Source organism: Ruegeria sp. L11 (assembly GCF_056531755.1).
On record NZ_JBQFMI010000019.1, the window covers coordinates 20,881 to 40,174 of the forward strand.

General features: G+C 60.5%; 17 protein-coding genes. 10 read left to right on the top strand and 7 right to left on the bottom strand.

Features of this window, described 5'->3' with window-relative positions:
* Positions 1-279: 279 nt before the first annotated feature.
* The 6 genes from ACR0CE_RS18440 to ACR0CE_RS18465 all read right to left on the bottom strand — a co-directional run bounded on the left by ACR0CE_RS18440 (position 280) and on the right by ACR0CE_RS18465 (position 7,893).
* Positions 280-1,020 (bottom strand): maleate cis-trans isomerase family protein, encoded by a 741-nt coding sequence (locus ACR0CE_RS18440; RefSeq protein ID WP_480833405.1) that lies wholly within the window; start codon positions 1,018-1,020, stop codon positions 280-282.
* Positions 1,017-2,084 carry a pyridoxal phosphate-dependent aminotransferase gene (locus tag ACR0CE_RS18445; protein WP_480833406.1) on the bottom strand — a complete coding sequence of 356 codons (1,068 nt, stop codon included), beginning with the start codon at positions 2,082-2,084 and terminating at the stop codon, positions 1,017-1,019. Before ACR0CE_RS18445 ends, ACR0CE_RS18440 begins: the two co-directional genes overlap by 4 nt.
* A complete protein-coding gene (locus ACR0CE_RS18450; protein WP_480833407.1) occupies positions 2,081-3,733 on the bottom strand; it encodes a hydantoinase B/oxoprolinase family protein in 1,653 nt (550 codons plus the stop codon). Before ACR0CE_RS18450 ends, ACR0CE_RS18445 begins: the two co-directional genes overlap by 4 nt.
* On the bottom strand, positions 3,733-5,826 hold the full coding sequence (locus ACR0CE_RS18455) for a hydantoinase/oxoprolinase family protein (protein ID WP_480833408.1): 2,094 nt from the start codon (positions 5,824-5,826) through the stop codon (positions 3,733-3,735). Before ACR0CE_RS18455 ends, ACR0CE_RS18450 begins: the two co-directional genes overlap by 1 nt.
* Positions 5,827-6,069: 243 nt before the next feature.
* Positions 6,070-7,170 carry a Gfo/Idh/MocA family protein gene (locus tag ACR0CE_RS18460; protein ID WP_480833409.1) on the bottom strand — a complete coding sequence of 367 codons (1,101 nt, stop codon included), beginning with the start codon at positions 7,168-7,170 and terminating at the stop codon, positions 6,070-6,072.
* 12 nt (positions 7,171-7,182) lie between these two features.
* Positions 7,183-7,893: a GntR family transcriptional regulator gene (locus tag ACR0CE_RS18465; protein WP_480508693.1), complete on the bottom strand. Its 711-nt coding sequence runs from the start codon at positions 7,891-7,893 to the stop codon at positions 7,183-7,185.
* A 105-nt stretch (positions 7,894-7,998) separates the two neighbouring features.
* On the opposite strand from ACR0CE_RS18465, the gene ACR0CE_RS18470 reads away from it, so the two are divergent.
* From ACR0CE_RS18470 to ACR0CE_RS18495, 6 genes are read left to right on the top strand one after another with little or no spacing between them, the layout of a single operon-like run.
* A complete protein-coding gene (locus ACR0CE_RS18470; RefSeq protein ID WP_209507965.1) occupies positions 7,999-9,153 on the top strand; it encodes an LLM class flavin-dependent oxidoreductase in 1,155 nt (384 codons plus the stop codon).
* Positions 9,153-10,043: an aldo/keto reductase gene (locus ACR0CE_RS18475; protein ID WP_480833410.1), complete on the top strand. Its 891-nt coding sequence runs from the start codon at positions 9,153-9,155 to the stop codon at positions 10,041-10,043. Before ACR0CE_RS18470 ends, ACR0CE_RS18475 begins: the two co-directional genes overlap by 1 nt.
* Positions 10,043-10,558 carry a flavin reductase family protein gene (locus ACR0CE_RS18480; protein WP_480477541.1) on the top strand — a complete coding sequence of 172 codons (516 nt, stop codon included), beginning with the start codon at positions 10,043-10,045 and terminating at the stop codon, positions 10,556-10,558. The genes ACR0CE_RS18475 and ACR0CE_RS18480 overlap by 1 nt, the downstream gene beginning before the upstream one ends.
* A 53-nt stretch (positions 10,559-10,611) precedes the next feature.
* Positions 10,612-11,199: a TRAP transporter small permease gene (locus tag ACR0CE_RS18485; RefSeq protein ID WP_480833411.1), complete on the top strand. Its 588-nt coding sequence runs from the start codon at positions 10,612-10,614 to the stop codon at positions 11,197-11,199.
* The gene (locus tag ACR0CE_RS18490) at positions 11,200-12,489 is read left to right on the top strand and encodes a TRAP transporter large permease (protein WP_209599366.1); all 1,290 of its coding nucleotides are present in this window, start codon (positions 11,200-11,202) and stop codon (positions 12,487-12,489) included.
* 24 nt (positions 12,490-12,513) lie between these two features.
* A complete protein-coding gene (locus tag ACR0CE_RS18495; protein ID WP_480833412.1) occupies positions 12,514-13,575 on the top strand; it encodes a TRAP transporter substrate-binding protein in 1,062 nt (353 codons plus the stop codon).
* 30 nt (positions 13,576-13,605) lie between these two features.
* Here the strand turns inward: ACR0CE_RS18495 and ACR0CE_RS18500 are convergent, their stop codons facing one another.
* Positions 13,606-14,076: a tetratricopeptide repeat protein gene (locus tag ACR0CE_RS18500; RefSeq protein WP_480477549.1), complete on the bottom strand. Its 471-nt coding sequence runs from the start codon at positions 14,074-14,076 to the stop codon at positions 13,606-13,608.
* Between the two features lie 33 nt (positions 14,077-14,109).
* Between ACR0CE_RS18500 and ACR0CE_RS18505 the strand changes: the two genes are divergently transcribed.
* The 4 genes from ACR0CE_RS18505 to ACR0CE_RS18520 all read left to right on the top strand — a co-directional run bounded on the left by ACR0CE_RS18505 (position 14,110) and on the right by ACR0CE_RS18520 (position 19,290).
* The gene (locus ACR0CE_RS18505) at positions 14,110-15,363 is read left to right on the top strand and encodes a cytochrome-c peroxidase (protein ID WP_480833413.1); all 1,254 of its coding nucleotides are present in this window, start codon (positions 14,110-14,112) and stop codon (positions 15,361-15,363) included.
* Between the two features lie 134 nt (positions 15,364-15,497).
* Positions 15,498-16,604 carry a saccharopine dehydrogenase family protein gene (locus ACR0CE_RS18510; protein WP_480833414.1) on the top strand — a complete coding sequence of 369 codons (1,107 nt, stop codon included), beginning with the start codon at positions 15,498-15,500 and terminating at the stop codon, positions 16,602-16,604.
* 3 nt (positions 16,605-16,607) lie between these two features.
* The gene (gene amaB, locus ACR0CE_RS18515; RefSeq protein ID WP_480833415.1) at positions 16,608-18,119 is read left to right on the top strand and encodes an L-piperidine-6-carboxylate dehydrogenase; all 1,512 of its coding nucleotides are present in this window, start codon (positions 16,608-16,610) and stop codon (positions 18,117-18,119) included.
* 274 nt (positions 18,120-18,393) lie between these two features.
* Complete coding sequence (locus ACR0CE_RS18520; RefSeq protein WP_480833416.1) at positions 18,394-19,290, top strand: cyanophycinase; 897 nt, start codon at positions 18,394-18,396, stop codon at positions 19,288-19,290.
* Positions 19,291-19,294 lie beyond the last annotated feature (4 nt).

Here is a 19,294-nt window from a genome sequence, read left to right on the forward strand (position 1 = left end):
ATGATGTTTCAGACAAGCCTAAGATGGTTTCCCCGCGGGGCAGGCCAAATTTCCCGTGACTGTGCGGCTGGTTCAACATGTGCTTCAATCCCGAGCGGTCCTTATTCCGACTATGGCGTAGAAGGCGCGGTATCTTGTTCTTTTGCGACGTAAATACAGTCACGTCTGCGACACGGCGCGTTGGGTGGGCTGGAATACCCGCCCCATATGCCGGTGCGCTCCCGCCTTTGATGCGGGCAGCCGACCGGGGCGGGTTCCATGCTTTTGCCTAACCCAAGGCTATAGCAGATCAAACAACCGCCCCGGAACAGTCCCGTGCCTTGGCAGGTCAAGCGCCCGCATCAGGGCAAACATCATGGCCTGATTGGACGTCACAACAGGTTTATCAAGGGCCGCTTCGATCCGGTCTATGGCCTCGACTGCGCGCATGTCGGTGCAGCTGAGTATGATGGCCTCGGCCTTTGGGTGGTCGGCCTGCATGGCAAGGTCGAAAACCTCGTCCGGGGTCAGCTCGCCCTGCCCGTAATTGCCCAGCTCGCGGCCGATATCGGCGCAATTCACCGTTGTGATCCGGTTCTGCGTCAGAAAATTCATGGCCTGCGTGTTGATCTCGCCCAGATAGGGCGAAGAAAAACCGACCCGGGACACGCCGAGCGCATGGATCGCAGCAACAAGCGCCCCTGCGGCGGTAATACACACGGCCCCCGACGCGGCCCTGATGTCCTGCGCCAGCTGGTGGTCAAAGGACGGGCCATGGGTCAGCGTGGCCGAGGTACAGCCATAGAGCACCACATCGGGCCGAACGCCCGAGATCATCTTGAGGTCGTGGCCGATATCCGAGGCCCCCAGACCCGCCATCTGATCCGATCCGGGGATCTCATCCACGTCATAGCCACCCATTCGCTGAAAATGCACCGTCGTGTCCGGGCAGCGCATCAGCATCATGTCAGCTTCGAGATTGGTGTTGGTAAAGGGCACAAGCACCCCGATTTTGGCCCGTGTCCGGGTTTCAAAGGTCATGACGTCACCTCTTTCAGAACAGTCAGGCAGCGCTCCATCACTGCCGTGTCGCAGATCGTGGCGCGCAGGCAATCCGCGAGGCCATAGCCGCCCATTCCGCGCGTCAGCAAACCCGCTTTGCGCAACGCGGCATCCGCTTCTTGCGCCGTCGCGGCATCGGCAAAGCGGATCAGGACAAAATTGGTGTGGCTGCGCGGAACAGATAATCCCAGCGCCCGGCACCCATCGGCAAAGCCATCCCGGATGGCGGCGGTTCTGGCAACCGTGTCGCGCATGTGGGGCTGATCCTGCATCGCTGCCGTTGCCATGGCCTGAGAGAGGGTCGATACGTTGTTGGGGTTGAGCAGCTTTCGCAGCTCAATCGCGACCTCTGACGGGAAAAGACCCCATCCCACGCGTGCGCCCGCCAGACCGTAAGCCTTTGAGAAGGTGCGTATGACCACGGTATCCCCACGTGCAACGAGGGCAAAGATTTCAGCCGGGTCGTGATCGCGATCGGCGAATTCGGCATAGGCCTGATCGACCACCAGCAGCACGTTCCCGGGCAGGGTGTTGCGCAGGCGGATGATCTCGGCATTCGGGATCAGGGTGCCGGTCGGGTTGCCGGGGTTGCAGACAAAGACGATCCGGGTTTCAGGCGTGACAGCGGCCAGAATGTCATCGACCGAGACGGTCAGATCAACCTCGCGGGCTTTCACATAGTCTGCCCGCACCTGCGCCGTGGCTGAGGCCACATAGGCATAGCCGTAATCCGTGCCCAATACATGGTCGCCCGGCCCTGAATAGGCGCGGATCAGGCAGCCGATCAACTCCATCGATCCGGCACCGCACAGGATGTTGTCGGCTGGCACTGCATGCACCTGAGCGATGGCGGCGCGCAGGTCCAACCAGTCGGGATCGGGATAAAGCGGCATCCGGTGCAATGCCGCCTGCCCCGCCGCAATTGCGGCAGGGCTGACCGGGAAAGCGCTTTCATTCTGGGCCAGAGATACAGTGTCCGGCGCGCCCAGATCGGCCAGCGCATAGGCCGCCATGGCACGAATGTGATCAACTGCGCGGATCATGAGGCACCCCCATAGGCTTTGGCCCCTCCTTCTGTGACCAGCCCGCGCCTGAGGTCCAGCGCCAGCGCCTCTGGGTTGCGCGCGGCCGGATCGCCAAAGCCGCCGCCGCCGGGGGTATCGAAGATCAGGTAATCGCCGCTTTCCACGCGCAGCTCGCCCTTGCCCGGAATATCACCGCCGCCATCGCGGAACCGGATACGTCCCGGTGCGCCGGGCAGGCCGCCCATGCGGCCCAGAGCCGGAAATTTCAGACGTTCGACCGACAGGAAGACGATGAAGGGGGCATCGTTGGCAGACGTCATCTCGATCCGCTGACCCAATCCTCCCCTGTACTGACCCGCGCCGCCCGAGTCGGGCAACAATTCGCGTCGCCACATGATCACCGGGGCGACACTTTCGGTTATCTCGACCTGCGAGCCGAACACCCCCGAAGGGTAGGCTGTCGCGGACAGGCCATCCGCGTGGGGTCGCGCCCCGGTGCCGCCATTGTGAACGGGTTCGATGGCAAATTCGCGCCCGCCATTCGACGCCACTTCGGGCGCGTGGCGCATTGGCAGGTCGAACATGCACGAGGCCCCTTCGGCAGGCACCTGTTCGGGCAGCGCCTGATGCAGGCAGCCCAGAACCAGATCCGGTGTGACCTGCCCCAGCGTATGCCGCATGGCCACCGGCACCGGATGCTGGGCGTTCAGGATGCAACCCTTGGGGCCTTCCACCGTGAATGGTTCCAACGAGCCTGCGTTGTTCGGGATATCCGGCCCGACGATGCAACGCAGGGCAAAGACCGTATAGGCGGTCGCATAGTTCAAAGGCACGTTGATGCCCTTTTTCGAACACCCGGACGTGCCCGTGAAATCGACATGCATCCCGTCTTTGGTCACGGTGAGCGTCGCGTGCAGCTCCAGCTCGGCCTCATAGCCGTCCATGTGCAGCACGTTTTTGTAAACGCCTTCGGGCACCTCGGCGATGGCCTGCAGCGCGCCTTTGCGCGAGGTGTCGATGATATAGGTGCCAAGCCTGTCCAGATCTTCGATCCCGAACTCCTCCATCATCGCGACAAGGCGGTTCACCCCAGCCTCACAACAGGCGATCAGGGCGTAGATGTCGCCCTCATTGGCCACAGGCTCGCGCGAGTTGGCGCGGATTATATCCATCAGCAGCGCATTGGGCGTTCCGGCCTCGACCAGTTTGCAAGGCGGGATCAGCAGGCCTTCGTCATAGATGTCCGAGCCTTCAGGTCCCATACCCAGACCGCCCAGATCCACCAGATGCGAGGTGCAGGAGGTAAAACCCACCACCTTGCCTTCCTTGAACGCGGGCATCATCAACAGGAAGTCGTTCAGATGCCCCGAGGCCAGCCACGGGTCGTTTGTCATGTAGATGTCGCCGGGGCGCATATCCTGCACCGCGAAACGGGCGCGCAGGTGCAGCACGGCCTCGGCCATGGTATTGATATGGCCCGGAGTACCGGTCACGGCCTGCGCCAGCATCCGGCCATTCACGTCGAATATCCCGGCGGAAATGTCGCCGCATTCGCGCACGATGGGCGAGAAAGCCGCGCGGATCAGGGTCTGGCCCTGTTCTTCGACCACTGCCAGCAGGCGGTTCCACATCACTTGCAGGCGGGCGGGGGACAGATCAGCGGTCATTATGCGCCTCCTTTCTGATCCTGTTTCAGGACAAGGTTGCCGATTGCGTCCATCTGGGCCGAGAAATCGGCGGATACGAGTGTGGTTGTTTGTGGTTCATGGATCAGCGCGGGGCCTGCCACATAGTCTCCGGGGCGCATATCGGCGCGGGCGACAAAGGCGGCCTGTTTTACCGTGCCATCCAGATCACAGGTGATGGGGCGTGTCTGCGTGACCTGAAATGCGGTTTGGGCGGGTGTTTCCGACACAGTGGGCACCGCCTTGTCCGGGGTGGCAACGCGAACCGCCCAGTTGAGAACCTCGATCTTCATCCCCGGCACGGGGCGTGAGAATTGTTTGCGGTATTCCCTTTCGAATGCAGCCGTCAGCGGGGCGATATCCCGGTGCGTCAGGGCGCGGTCCGGCAAGGTAATCTCGATCTCATGCCCCTGCCCGCTATAGCGCATGAAGGCGGTGCGCAGTGTTTCGGTGGGTGCGTCCCCTGCCCCTTGGGCGACGACCTCTTTTGCTTCGGCAATCATCGTATCGAACAGGGCGTTCACCCCGTCCATGTCCATGCTGTCGAGCAGGGAATAGCGCGAGCGGACGATTTCGAAGGATACCGGGGCAAACAGGAACCCAACCGCCGAACCGACACCGGGATTGGGCGGGATCACGATATGCGAAACACCGGCGGACCGGGCGACGCGGGTGGCATGCAGCGGCCCGTTGCCACCAAAGGCAATCATGGTGCGCGGGCCAAGGTCCTTGCCGCTTTCGACCGCATGCATCCGCCCGGCGCTGGCCATGCTTTCGACAACGATGCGGCTGACCCCATCTGCCGCACCTGTCGCATCCAGCCCCAGTTTGTCCCCGATCACACGGCTCAGGGCGGCCTTTGCCCCATCGGGGTCAAGCTGGATATGCCCCTCGGCAAAGGTGTCGGGCACGATATAGCCCAGAGTGATGTCGCTGTCGGTCACGGTCGGATCGACGCCGCCGCGCATGAAAGCGACCGGCCCGGGCTCTGAGCCTGCCGATTTTGGCCCGACCGTCAGACGCCCGAGACGGTCAACACCCGCGATCGAACCGCCGCCAGCACCGATTTCAATCATCTCGATCACCGGAATGCGCACCGGCATTCCCGACCCCTTGATGAACCGCGCTGCGCGGGCGATTTCGAATGAGCGCGATGTCTGGGGTCGCGCCTTGTCGATCAGGCAGAGCTTGGCGGTTGTGCCACCGACGTCAAAGGACAGGACTTGGTCCAACCCGGCACGCGCGGCGATGCGGGCGGCCAGAATGGCCCCTCCGGCGGGGCCGGATTCCACCAGACGAACGGGGAAACGCGTGGCGGTGCCGATCGTGCACATACCGCCGCCTGCCGTCATCATCAGGATCGGACAGGTTACGCCCTCGGCCGTGAACTGATCCACAAACCGGGTCAGATAGTTTTCCATCAACGGTTGAATATAGGCGTTGGCCACAGTGGTGCAGAGCCGGTCAAATTCACGCGCTTCGGGGCTGACATCGGACGAGATCGAGACGGTCAAGCCGGGGCGGTGTCGCGCCAGAAGATCGCGCAAGCGCCGTTCGTGGGTCGGGTTGGCGTAAGAGTGCATCAGGCAGATGGCCACCGCCTCGGCCCCGCTGGCGTCAATCTCGGCCAGCAACCGGTCTACTTTCCCTTCATCCAGTTCAATCAGCACCTTGCCTTCTGCCGACATGCGTTCGCATATGGTCAGCGAGCGTTCGCGCGGCACCAGCATGTCCGGCTTTTCAAGGTTGATGTCGTATTGGGAATACCGACGCTCGTACCCGATATCGAGAATATCGCGGAACCCTTCGGTGCAGACCGTGGTCACGACCGCCCCGCGCCGCTCGATCAGCGCGTTGGTTGCCAGAGTTGTTCCGTGAATGAATCCGGTGACATCCTTCAGCGACCGGCCAGTCTGCGCCATGACGCGCCGCGCACCTTCCAGTGCGCCTTCTGCCGGGTTCTGGTGCGTGGTCAGGGTTTTGGTGGAGGCTAGTATCGTCTCATCACCCGAGACGAGGACCGTGTCGGTAAAAGTGCCGCCAATATCGATGGCGAGGCGCAGAGCGGTTGTCATGAGGTATTCCGTTGTCGTCTGAAAGCAGGCAGGCAGAACGGCCCCGCAGGGCGGTTACCGGCGCGTCGTGACCAGATCACAGCCGGTCGCACGGCGATCAAGGCGGGTGGGAATACACTGACAGGTCATACAGTTTTTTCCCCTACTGCGCCCCGCTTCACTAGCTGATTTACGACAGATTGGCCCGCAAGCGACACATTTGTCGCCGCAGACCTGTCTACACTGAACTTGCCTGGGGTGAGTCTAAGGGTGCTTTAGGTGAACCGTTTCACCGGTTTGCAGGGCCTGCTGTGCCGCCAATCCCATTCGCACCGCCCACAGACCGTCTTGCACTGTTACATCCGGTTCGGCCTTGTGCCCGCGCACCAGATCCAGGAACCCCCTGTGCTGATAATAGGTCGAGCCGTTGTGATCACCGGCAGCCAGCAAGCGGGGATCGACAGGGATATCCTGCGATATTGGCCCCTTGGGGTCCCGCGGGCTGACGATGACCTGCGGCACGGGCGGCGTTCCCAGATGGTCGGGCCAGAACCGTCCCGGCCCCGGCACCAGAGCCTCGACCTTGGCGTTGGGCCCGATGGCCGAAATCTCCTCCTGATAGCGGGTGCCTTCGGCAAACATGCACAGCTCGAGCATCGCGCGCGCGCCATTGGCGAAATCGACCAGAACATAGCCGTGATCCAGTATGTCAGGCGTTTCGCCCTCGTAGGTTTCGTCCAGATGGTTCACCGCCTGCCCGCCGCTTGCGGTGATCCGCACCGGGTCGGATTGCAGGATCAGCCGCATCAGATCGAAGAAGTGGCAGCATTTTTCAACAAAGGTGCCGCCGGTGTTGCGGTTGAACCGGTTCCAGTCGCCAACTTTGCGCAGAAACGGAAAGCGATGTTCCCGGATCGACAGCATCCGAACCCCGCCAGTGTCCCCGATCTTGTCGATCAGGGTCGCGATGGGCGGCATATAGCGGTATTCCATTGCGACCCAGATCGGGTGTGGATAGTCGCGCTGAACCTTCTCTAGCCGTGCGGCGTCCTGGGGGTTGGTGAACAGGGGCTTTTCCACCAATAGCGGCAAGGGGCGCGTTTGCGCGATTTCACAGATCTGGTCGACATGCATGTGGTTTGGGCTGGCGATGACCAAGCAGTCCAGGTCTTCGATATCCAACACCTCTTGCACCGAGCGTGCCATAACCGCACCCGGCGCAATCGCCTGCGCGGCTTTTGCCATCCCGGGATCGGGTTCGAATATCGCTGCGACACGCGGGCCGTCCAGCAGGGCGATGTTGTGCAGGTGTTCCTGCCCCATCATGCCACATCCGATCAGCCCGTAATTGATGGTCCGGGTCATGCGCGTTTCCTTTTACTTCAGACGTTGGACATAGGTGGCCCGGTCCGGGTCGAACCAGGTCTTGGAAAATTCGACAGGTTCGGCCTTGTCCGACCAGCTGAACCGTTCGATATAGCCCACCGTTTCACCGGCGGCTTTGGTGAACACCGCGGGCGTCCAATCGGGCAACTGGCCAATCGATACGCGATCTTCGGCCCGTGATATCCAGAAGCCCAGCTGGTGCTGATAATAGCGATAGAGCGAGTCTGACAGCAGGCTTCGCTTGATCAGGCCGGCTGATTCGTCCAGCCAGATTTCCTCGACCGCGATGATTGTGTCATTCAGATAGCGCATCCGACGTACGCGCGATCCGGTGTCTGAGGTACCAAAATCCGGCAGATCGGAAGGTTTCTTCAGATGATCGACCGACAGGATATCCGCACGCGGCAACCCGCCCCCTTGGGGCAGTTCCAGCCGGAACATCGCGTAGACGCTGTTCTGGGTTCCGGTCTCGCGGATGTAATTTCCTGAACCCTGAATACGCTCCAACATGCCTTTTTTCTCAAGCTCGGCGAGCGATTTTCGCAGCGTGCCGACCGACACGTTCAGCTCGGCCGCCATGTCGCGTTCCGGGGGCAGACGCTCACCATCGATCAAACGGCCTGCAGCGATATCGCGGATCAGCAGCTCGGCAATCTGAACATAGATAGGCAGGGCATTGGGGTTTCGGGTGTTGGGGGGCATTTCAGGCGCTTCATTCGGTCGCAGGAAAAATTGATACACTATTGATCTACATCAATGTGCTTGCTACGCAAGAGGAAAGTAAAAGATGCACGGAGCGTGAATCAAATGACCATCGTCCCCATCACATCCCCTGATCTGGATGCGGCCGAGGTTTCGTGGTTCGCCGCCTTATGTTCGGACGATTATCAGTTCCTGGGTGTGCCTGATGGTGATCTGCGGTCCAGCTGGGAGCATTGCTCGGCCATCGTGAAAGAGGCCGAGGCGCAGGGGTTCCGCAACATCCTGTGCCCGTCGTCTTATCAGGTTGGGCAGGACACGCTGAGCTTTGTCGCCGGTTGTGCGCCGATCACGCAAAAGATCAACCTGTTGGCCGCCGTGCGCTGCGGCGAGATGCAGCCAATCATGCTGGCCCGCACGATCGCGACGCTGGATCACATGCTGAAGGGGCGGCTGACCGTCAACATCATTTCATCCGATTTTCCCGGCGAAAAGGCCGACAGTGCCTATCGCTATCAACGCTCGCGCGAAGTGGTCGAGATCCTGAAACAGGCCTGGACACAGGACGAGATCAACCATGCGGGCGAGGTCTACAACTTTACAGGTCTGACAACCGACCCGGCGCGGCCCTATCAGACTGGCGGGCCGCTGCTGTATTTCGGCGGCTATTCGCCCTCGGCGCTGGAGCTGTGCGGCGAACATTGTGATGTGTACCTGATGTGGCCGGAAACCAAGGATCAACTGGCCGAGCGGATGAAAGCTGTTCATGCAGTGGCCGAAAACTACGACCGCACGCTGGATTACGGCCTGCGGGTTCACATGATCGTTCGAGATACCGAAGCCGAGGCGCAGGAATACGCGGATTACATCGTTTCAAAACTGGATGACGACTATGGCCGCGCGATCCGCGAGCGGGCGTTGGATGCAACGTCGCTTGGCGTGGCGCATCAGGCCAGGAATCGTGATCTGGCGGATGAATATGGCTATGTGGAACCCGGTCTGTGGACCGGCGTCGGCCGCGCCCGTTCGGGCTGTGGTGCGGCACTCGTCGGATCAACCGATCAGGTCATGTCAAAGATCGAAGATTACCGGAAGATGGGCATTCGCGCTTTCATCTTCTCGGGCTATCCGCACATGGATGAGGCCAAGCATTTCGGTGCGCGTGTGATGCCGCATCTGAAAACATGCTCGCTGCCCGAAGCATACGGGCGTGTGCCCAAGACACCCCCGGCCACACCGCTGGGCAACGGAGTGCGCCGCTGATGCAACGCGTGAAACTATCCCCGACGCTGGAAATGAGCCGCCTTGTCTATGGCATGTGGCGGCTGGGTGACGATAGCGACACCTCGGCAGGGCATGTCGAGGCCAAGATTCAAGCCTGCCTTGATCAGGGCATCACCACCTTCGATCAGGCCGACATATATGGCGGATACGCGGCCGAAGCCGTTCTGGGCAACGCCTTGCGCGCCAATCCCGGCCTGCGCCAAAAGATGGAGATCGTCACCAAATGTGATATCGTCGCGCCCGTGGGGCGGCATTCAGATGCGAAGGTCAAATACTATGACACCTCGCGCGCGCATATCCTGAAGTCCATCGACATGTCGCTGTCGGAAATGGCCATCGACCACATCGATCTGCTGCTGATCCATCGCCCTGATCCGTTCATGGACCACCACGAAACCGGGGCTGCGCTGGATGAGGCAGTCACCAGCGGCAAGGTAGGCGCGGTTGGTGTTTCGAACTTCCGTCCGTGGGACTGGACCCTGCTGCAATCGGCGATGAAAACCCGGCTGGTCACCAACCAGATCGAGATCTCACTGGGCGAGATCGCCCCTTTCACCAATGGTGATCTGGCGTTTCACCAACAGCACGGTCACCACCTTATGGCGTGGTCGCCGCTGGGGGGTGGGCTGTTGATGGCCGGAAACCCGCCCGTTGGGGTTGTCGCTGATGAAATCGCAGAAGAGTTCGGTGTAGACCGGGCCGCTGTGGCCGTGGCCTTCCTGCTGGCTCATCCGGCGGGCATTCTGCCGGTTCTGGGCACCAACAACCTGAACCGTATCAAACGCATCTCGGACGCGCTGAAAGTCACAATTGATCGCGAAACCTGGTTCCGCCTGTACGAGGCGGCGCTGGGGCATGAGGTAGCATGATGAACGCAATCTCAAGGAACATGACCCACACTTTTGTGCCACACAAGGACGACACCCGAACCCTGCGGGATGCTTTTGGGCGGTTTGCAACCGGCGTTACCATTGTGACATGCGACAGCGGTGACGGCCCGATCTGCATCACAGCCAACAGCTTTTCGTCGCTGTCGCTGGACCCGCCACTGATCATGTGGGCCGGCGACCGCAACTCGCGCCGGTTCCCCTATTTTCGCGCGGCACGGCATTTCACGGTGCATGTGTTATCGTCAGCGCAGGCCGAACTGTGTTTTGGCTGCTCGAAAGATGCCCATGCCCTGCGCGACATCCGGCATGAGCGCTGTGCAAACGGCACCCCGCTGCTGTCGGATTGCCTGGCACGATTTGAATGCGAACAACATGCCTATCACGACGCGGGCGATCACGTGATCGTGGTGGGCAAAGTCCTGAAGGCCAGCATGAGCGACGGCGACGCGCTGACGTTCTACGCCGGGAAAATGGGCCAATTCGCGCAGCACTAAGCGCGACCTGACGACCGCGGGACACACCTGCGGCTGAACAAGGGAGGATCCGCATGGGCGGACTGGTATCGGTGCTTGCGCCGATAGCATTTGTGAACGAAACCGTGCTGCGTCTGGGCCGCGCGGTTGGCGTTGTTGCGATTGCATTCATGGTCATCGCAATCCTGATTCAGGTGTTCTTCCGATACGTTCTGGGCAACGCCCTGCCCTGGCCGGATGAGGCCGCGCGGTTCTGCATGTTGTGGATGACCGGGTTGATGGCACCGACGGCCTTTCGGCGCGGCGGTTTTGTAGCTATCGACATGCTGCAACGGTTTTTGCCGCGTATGCTCGGCCTGTCGCTCAATCTGTTCCTCCTGCTGATCTCGCTGGCCGTGCTTTTGGTTGCGGTCAATATCGGCTGGTCCGAGGTCACGGGCTTTGGCGGCAGGTTCGCCACCGCCGCCCTGTACCTGCCGACATCGCTTGGGTTTGACGAGTGGTATCGCATTCCGCGCAGCTGGATGATGGCCTCGCTGCTGGTGGGGATCATTCTGCTGATCTCGGTCAATATCGAGCTTATTCTGCGTTCCATGGTCACCTTGCTTGGCGGCGCGCATCTGTTGCCGGACATTCCCGACGCAGCCGTGGGGGCCGAATAGATGCTGATCTGGTTCCTGCCCACTTTCCTGATTTTCCTGCTGATTGGCCTGCCGGTTTTTTTCGCGCTTCTGGCGGCGCCCGGCATTCTGCTGTGGCTGAACGGACAGACGAACGACATCACCCTGCTTTATCGTAATGTCTACAACGGCATGGACAGTTTCCCGCTGATGGCCATCCCGTTCTTCATGCTGGCCGGTGAAATGATGAACCGCGGCGGCATCACCATCCGCCTTGTCGAATTCAGCCAGGCCCTGATGGGCCACCTGCGCGGCGGACTAGCGCATGTAAACGTGCTGAGCTCGATCCTGTTCGCGGGCCTTTCGGGATCTGCGGTGGCTGACACATCCGCCCTGGGGTCGATGCTGATCCCGGCGATGGAAAAACAGGGCTACACCCGCAAATTCGCCGCCGCCATCACAGCCGCGAGTTCGGTGATCGGGCCGATCATCCCGCCCTCGGGCATTATGATCATCTATGCCTATGTCATGGGTGAAAGCGTGGCCGCCTTGTTCCTTGCGGGGATCGTGCCCGGAATCATGGTGGGTGTCGGCCTGATGGTGATGATCAAGTTCATGGCTGACAAGTACGACTTTCCCGTCGCCAGCCGGAAATACACATGGGATGAGCGGCGCAAAGCCAGCCTCAAGGCGTTCTTCCCGCTGATGACGCCGGTGATCATTCTGGGCGGAATTCTGGGGGGCATCTTTACCCCGACCGAAGCCGCCGCAGTCGCTGTGGGCTACGCCTTTATCATCGGGTTTTTCGTTCTGCGCACACTGACCCTGAGGGAAATTCCCGATGTTCTGAGCAATGCAGGTATGACGTCGGCCGTGGTGCTGCTGCTGGTTGGCGCAGCAATGGCGTTCAAGACCGTGGTCAGTCTGAGCCATGCCCCGGAACAATTGGCCTCGTTGATCCTCAGCCTGTCGGAAAATCCACTGATCCTGTTGTTCCTGATCAACCTGTTGTTGTTCATCGTTGGCATGTTTCTGGACGCAGGCCCTGCGATCATCATCCTTGGGCCCATCCTTGGCCCGATTTTCACCAGTCTCGGTGTAGACCCGATCCATTTCGCCATCATCATGAGCGTCAATCTGACCGTCGGCCTTGCCACGCCCCCCATGGGGCTGGTGCTGTTCGTGGCCGCCGCCGTGTCGCGGGAGCGGGTCGAGACGATCGCCAAGGCGATCCTGCCGTTTCTGGCGGTCGAAATCATCGTGATCTTTCTGATCACCTACATCCCCGCACTATCCATGACGATCCCGAGGATAACGGGATTTGCAAACTGACTGAGTATCACAGGGAGGAAACGCATGCTCGGAAACTTCATCAAAACAGCGGCGATTGCCACATCGCTTGTGGCCGCGTCTGCGGTCGCTGCGGTGGCTGCGGACTATACGCTGCGCGCCACTGCCAATTCGAACGAAAATGACGAGGATTACGACGGTCTGATCGTTTTCAAGAACTATGTCGAGGCGGCGTCGAACGGCGCCATCGAGGTTGAGCTGTTCATCGGCACCCAGCTGTGTTCGAACGGTGCTGAATGCCTACAAGGCGTGGCGGATGGCACCATCGATATCTATATCTCTACCTCGGGCGGTGCCTCGGGCATCTTCCCCTATGTGCAGGTTCTGGACCTGCCGTATCTGATGGCCGATGACCGGATCGCCGAGCATGTTCTGTCGGGCGATTTCACCCGCACCATGCGCGACATGGCGCTTGAGGATTCCGGAGGCGCGATCCGCCTGATGACCATCGGCAACACCGGAGGCTGGCGCAACTTCGCCAACACAAAACACCGCGTCGCCGAGCCTGCCGACATGGAAGGTCTGAAAATCCGCACCGTCGTCGCCGACCTGCCACAGGAACTGGTCAAGGCACTGGGCGCGTCACCTACACCGATCCCGTGGCCGGAACTTTTCACCAGCTTCCAGACCGGCGTCGTCGAGGGGTCCAAGAACGGCATCACCGACATCATGGGCATGAAGTTCCCGGATGCCGGCCTGCAATATGTCACGCTGGACGGGCACGCCTATATGGGTGCGCTGTGGTGGATGAACAACGCCAAGTTCCAGGCGATGCCCGAAGATATGCGCCGGGTCGTTGTCGATGGGTTCTACGCCCTGCAACAGGCCACTTTTGCCTCGCCCAAGCGCAAATCGATTCAGGCCTATGAGGACTTCGTCGCAGGTGGCGGTGACCTGTATGTCCCGACACCCGAGCAGAAGGCTGCGTTCAAAGCCGCGGCTTCACCTGTCTATGACTGGTTCCAGACCAATGTTGCCCGTGGTGATGAGATCTTTGCCGCGCTGACCGATGCGGTCACGGCGGCTGAGGCGGACGTGAACGCCTCGCGCAATGCAGACCTGAACTAAACGGACGGGTCGGGCCTTGTGGCCCGGCCCTTATCGAAACGGGTACATCCACCCTTTGTAGTCGTTGACCAGAACATGCGCCTTCTCGATCTGCTCCGGCGACATTTTCTTGATCACTTCCTCAAGGCTGATCGCCGCATCGGGGTCGCCGCCAATGGCGCTGAGCGTGTACCACATATAGGCCCGCACCAGATCGGGGGCGGGCAATCCCAGACCCAGTTCGTAGTACCAGCCGACCCCCGACTGCGCCCCCGGATGCCCCTTCATCGAGGCACGCAGATACCATTCAAACGCCCTTTCGTGGTCCTGCTCGACCCCAAGACCCAGCCCGTACATCACACCAATCAGTTCCTCGGCCTCGGCATTGCCCGACCGGGCGGCGGGCAGCAGTTCCGCGCGCGCGGCTTCAAACTCTCCGGCCTCCATCATGTCACGGGCCTGTTCCAGCTCAGCCAGAGCCGGGGTCGCAAGAAAACAAAGGGTAAAGAGAAACTGGCGCATTGGGCGATTGTCCTCGTTTGGGCGGGGGCCGCGGTGGCGCAGGACCTGCCGCGCCCGCTGACAGATGATGACTTTATCCCATTTGATATGGAACAGGCCACTATCGGTCATCAACTGTTTTACGATCCGATCCTGTCAGGCAATCAGAACATTTCGTGCGCCCATTGCCATCACCCCGATTTCGGCACCTCTGACGGGTTGTCCCTGGGGATCGGCGAAGGCGGACAGGGTCTTGGCCCGGAGCGCACACCGGGCACCGGGGCGGACAGGATCCGCAAACGCATTCCCCGAAATGCGCCGGGGTTGTGGAACCTCGGGGCCAAGGACATCCGTACCGTTTTCCACGATGGCCGTCTGAGCATCTCGGACATCTATGGCAACGGGTTCAATTCGCCTGCGCAGGAATGGCTGCCCGGGGGATTGAACTCGCTTTTGGCGGCGCAGGCCTTGTTCCCGCTAACCGCGCAATTCGAGATGGCCGGTAATGTCGCTGAAAATCAGGTGACCGGCGCGGTTCACGACAGGATCGACAAGGGCTGGCCGATCCTTGCCAAACGCGTGCGGACCGATCCGCGCTATGGCCCTGCCATAGTCGCGGCTTTTGACGATATCGAGACCACCGAAGAAATCACAATCACCCAGATCGCCAACGCGCTGGCGGCCTTCATGGCCATTGAATGGCGCAGCACCGACAGCCCGTTCGACCAGTACTTGGCCGGGGACATGGATGCGCTGTCAGACGTCCAGAAAGACGGGATGAACCTGTTTTATGGCAAAGCGCGATGTGCGACATGCCATGCGGGTCCGTTGATGTCGGACCAAAAGTTTCACGCGCTGGGTTTGCCGCCATTCGGGCCGGGTCGGACCCGGCAATGGGACCCATATGCGCGGGACGTTGGGCGGATGGCGGAAAGCAACCGTGTGGAAGACGCCTATCGCTTTCGCACGCCGATGCTGCGCAATGTCGCCCTGACTGCGCCTTATGGACATAACGGCGCTTTTGCGGATCTCGAAAGCATGATCCGTCACCATCTTGACCCACAGACCAGCCTTGCCAAATGGAAACCCGACATGGCTGCGTTGCCCAAGGTCCCCTGGTTGCAAGAGGTGGATTTCGTGGTGTGGGACGACCGGTTCGAGATGGAACGCCAGCGCAGCAGGATCGACATTGTGCCAGTGACGCTGTCGGATGTGGAAATCGCCGCCCTGGTCGCATTTCTGCATTGCTTGACGGGCACCGGCGTTGGCTCTCCTCCTTTCGGGGTGCCGGCCGATTTCAACCCCTGATGGCGGTCACGCCATAATGACAATTATTCCGGCATAATGTCGGATAAGTCGATCACTTCGTCAAATTGCGGCCTATGAAATGTCTGGCCAGCCTTGCACCATAATATCAGGAACAGAAATTTACGGAGACGTTGATGTCCTGGAATATTTGCGTAATCGGGGCTGGCAAGATCGGTCAGATGATCGCGACGCTGCTGAGGGCCTCGCCAAACTATACAGTGACTGTGGCCGACCATGACCTGAAAGCATTGGGTGAAATCACAAGGCTTGGTATTGGCACGAAGCAGATTGATGCCCGGGATGCGGACAGTCTGGCAAAGGAACTGACCGGGTTTAACGCCGTGGTTTCAGCGGCACCGTTCTTTCTTACCCCAAACATTGCCAAGGCCGCCAAAGAGGCGGGCGCGCATTATTTTGACCTAACCGAAGACGTCGCGGCCACCGAGGCCGTACGCCAGCTGGCCGAAGGCAGTGAGACGGCTTTCATGCCGCAATGTGGTCTGGCACCTGGTTTTGTGGGTATCTCCGGAGCCGCGCTTGCCGCAGAGTTTGATGAACTGGACAGCCTGCATATGCGGGTGGGCGCGCTGCCGCTTTATCCGACCAATGCACTGAAGTACAATCTGACCTGGTCGACCGATGGGTTGATCAACGAGTACTGCAATCCCTGCGACGCCATTGTGAACGGCAAACTGGTCAAGACCGCGCCGCTGGAAGATTACGAGATCCTGGGTCACGATGGTGTGGAATACGAATGCTTCAACACCTCGGGCGGGTTGGGCACGCTGCCGGAAACACTGGAAGGCAAGGCGCGGGCCGTGTCTTATCGCACGATCCGGTATCCCGGCCATTGCGAAATCCTGAAACTGCTGCTGCACGATCTGGGGCTGGAACGCCGTCGCGATCTGCTGAAAGAGATCTTCGAGACCGCCCTGCCCCGCACCGATCAGGACGTTGTGCTGGTCTATTGCACGGCCAAGGGTATGATCAACGGCGTTCTGCGCGAGAAATCCCTGATCAACAAGAGCTTTGCCCGCACCATCAACGGACAGGTCTGGAGTGCCATTCAGGTCACCACAGCTGCGGGTATTCTGGGCGTTGTTGACCTGATGCGCACCGGCACGCTGCCTTCGAAAGGGTTCGTCCGGCAGGAACAGGTCAAACTGAATGACTTCCTGAAAACAGAATTTGGCCAGCTGTATCGTGCTGGTGATGTGACCCGGCAAAACAAGGCGGCCTGAGATATGAAAGACATCGTAATGACAGCCCAAACCACGCTTGCAAATCTGGATCTGACGGGTGCCGCATTGAAGGGCGGCACCCTGAAAGTGGCGTCGCCGATTGACGGCAGCCTGCTGGCCGACGTGCATGAAACTCCGGCCACCGAAATGGACGCGATCATTGCCCGCGCCAAAACCGCGTTCAAGGCGTGGCGCGTTGTGCCGGCCCCGCGTCGGGGCGAACTGATCCGCCTGCTGGGCGAAGAGCTGCGCGCCGCCAAGGACGATCTGGGCGCGCTTGTCAGCTGGGAGGCCGGCAAGATCACGTCCGAAGGTCTGGGCGAAGTGCAGGAGATGATCGACATCTGCGACTTTGCCGTTGGTCTGTCGCGTCAGCTTTATGGTCTGACCATCGCATCGGAACGCCCAGGTCATCGGATGATGGAAACCTGGCATCCGGCGGGCCCAGTCGGGGTGATCTCGGCCTTCAATTTCCCGGTTGCGGTCTGGTCGTGGAACGCCGCTTTGGCACTGGTTTGTGGCGATCCGGTGGTCTGGAAACCGTCCGAGAAGACCCCGCTGACAGCGATGGCCTGCCAGAAGATCTTTGAACGCGCGCTGGTGCGGTTTGGCGATGCCCCCGAAGGGTTACTTCAGGTCCTGATCGGTGGCGCGGAGTTGGGCGAGGCGCTGGTGGCCAGCGAAGATGTTCCGATCATCTCGGCCACGGGTTCGACACGTATGGGTCGTGCAGTTGCGCCCATTGTAGCGGCACGCTTTGGCAAGTGCATTCTGGAACTGGGTGGCAACAACGCGATGATCGTCGGCCCTTCGGCGGATCTGGAAATGGCCGTGCGCGCCATTGTCTTCTCGGCCGTTGGGACCGCCGGTCAGCGTTGCACCACGCTGCGCCGTCTGATCGTGCACAACTCGATCCGCGAGGAACTGGTGGGCCGCCTGAAAAAGGCTTATGCCGGTTTGCCCATCGGCAATCCGCTGTCTGAGGGCACGTTGATCGGGCCACTGGTGGATGAGGCATCGGGTGCCGCCATGACGGCTGCACTGGAGGCCGCAAGGGCCGAAGGCGGCACAGTGTTCGGCGGCGAGCGCGTGACCGAAGGGCTTCCTGCGGGGGTCTATATGCAGCCCGCAATTGTCGAAATGCCCGGCCAAAGCGCGGTTGTGAAAACCGAAACCTTCGCGCCGATCCTTTATGTCATGGGCTATGACGACTTTGACGACGCGATCCAGCTTCAAAACGATGTACCGCAAGGGCTGTCATCCTGTGTGTTCACGCTGAACATGCGCGAGGCCGAGCAGTTCCTGACTGCGGCGGGGTCGGATTGCGGTATTGCCAACGTCAACATCGGCCCCTCGGGCGCCGAGATCGGCGGTGCATTCGGAGGCGAGAAGGAAACCGGCGGCGGACGCGAAAGCGGCTCGGACGCGTGGAAAGCCTATATGCGCCGCCAGACCAACACTGTGAACTACTCGGCAGAGCTCCCGCTGGCGCAGGGTGTCAAATTCGACATCTGAACCAGCGCGCAAACTGACGGGCAATCTGATCCCCCCGGAGCTTTGATGTTTCGGGGGGATCGCTTTTGTCGTGCAGGGTTTGGCACTGGCAGGCTGAAGCAGGCACAAAACCGGTGGTTCTTGACGAAATCCCTGCCGTGCGGCATGTGATGTCGCTGGGGGGGGAACGGCATGTCCGATAGGGTCAGATGGCCCGACACGGCATGTATGAACAGGTTAAGCGTCCGAGTGGCCCCGATGGCTGGCTGCTTTTATACCGGAAGGTAAGTAAGATATGTGCCCTGCACCCGTTGATGCAGAGACCCCGCGCGGGTTCATCATCCCGATCGGCGGCGGCGAAGACCGCGTCAAGGAAATGCAGATTCACCGCAAGTTCGTTGAGCTGTCTGGTGGTCCTGATGCTGATATTGTCGTGATCCCGACGGCCTCGATGCTGGAAGAGACCGGACCGGATTACAATCGCATCTTTTCCGAGCTGGGTGCGGGCAAGGTCGAATTTCTGCCCATCTCGCGGCGTGCTGATTGCGACAATCCCGATTATGCCGAGATGCTGGACCGCGCTACAGGGATATTCATGACCGGCGGCAACCAGCTGCGGCTGTCGGCGATTCTGGGTGGCACACTTGTGGCGCAGAAAATTCGGCGCCGGAATGCGGCCGGTGTGCCGGTTGCCGGCACTTCGGCCGGGGCGTCGATCATGTCCGAACACATGGTGGCCGGGGGCAGCAGCAACTCGGCTCCGGCTGAGGGCAATATCACGCTGGCTCCGGGCATGGGTTTGACCAACGCCGTCATCATCGACCAGCACTTCACACAGCGCAATCGGCTGGGACGTTTGCTAACCGCTTCATCTTTCAACCCTTTTTTGATCGGACTGGGTATCGACGAAGACACGGCAGCCTTCATCGGACCCGATAATGTCCTTGAAGTCGTGGGCAGCGGATCGGTTACCGTCGTGGACGCCAGTCATCTGACCCATTCATCGATGTGGGACGCGCGCCGCGGCGAAGCACTGAGCCTGCTTGGACTTCGGCTTGACGTTCTGGGCGAAGGGTGCCGTTATGATCTGACGGCTCGCCAGGCTTTTCCGCCGGATGAGCATTTGGCGTTCTGCACATTGCCGGACATGTCCGGTCAAGAGGCCGCCAGCGGGGGGATAACAAAAAGCTAACCAA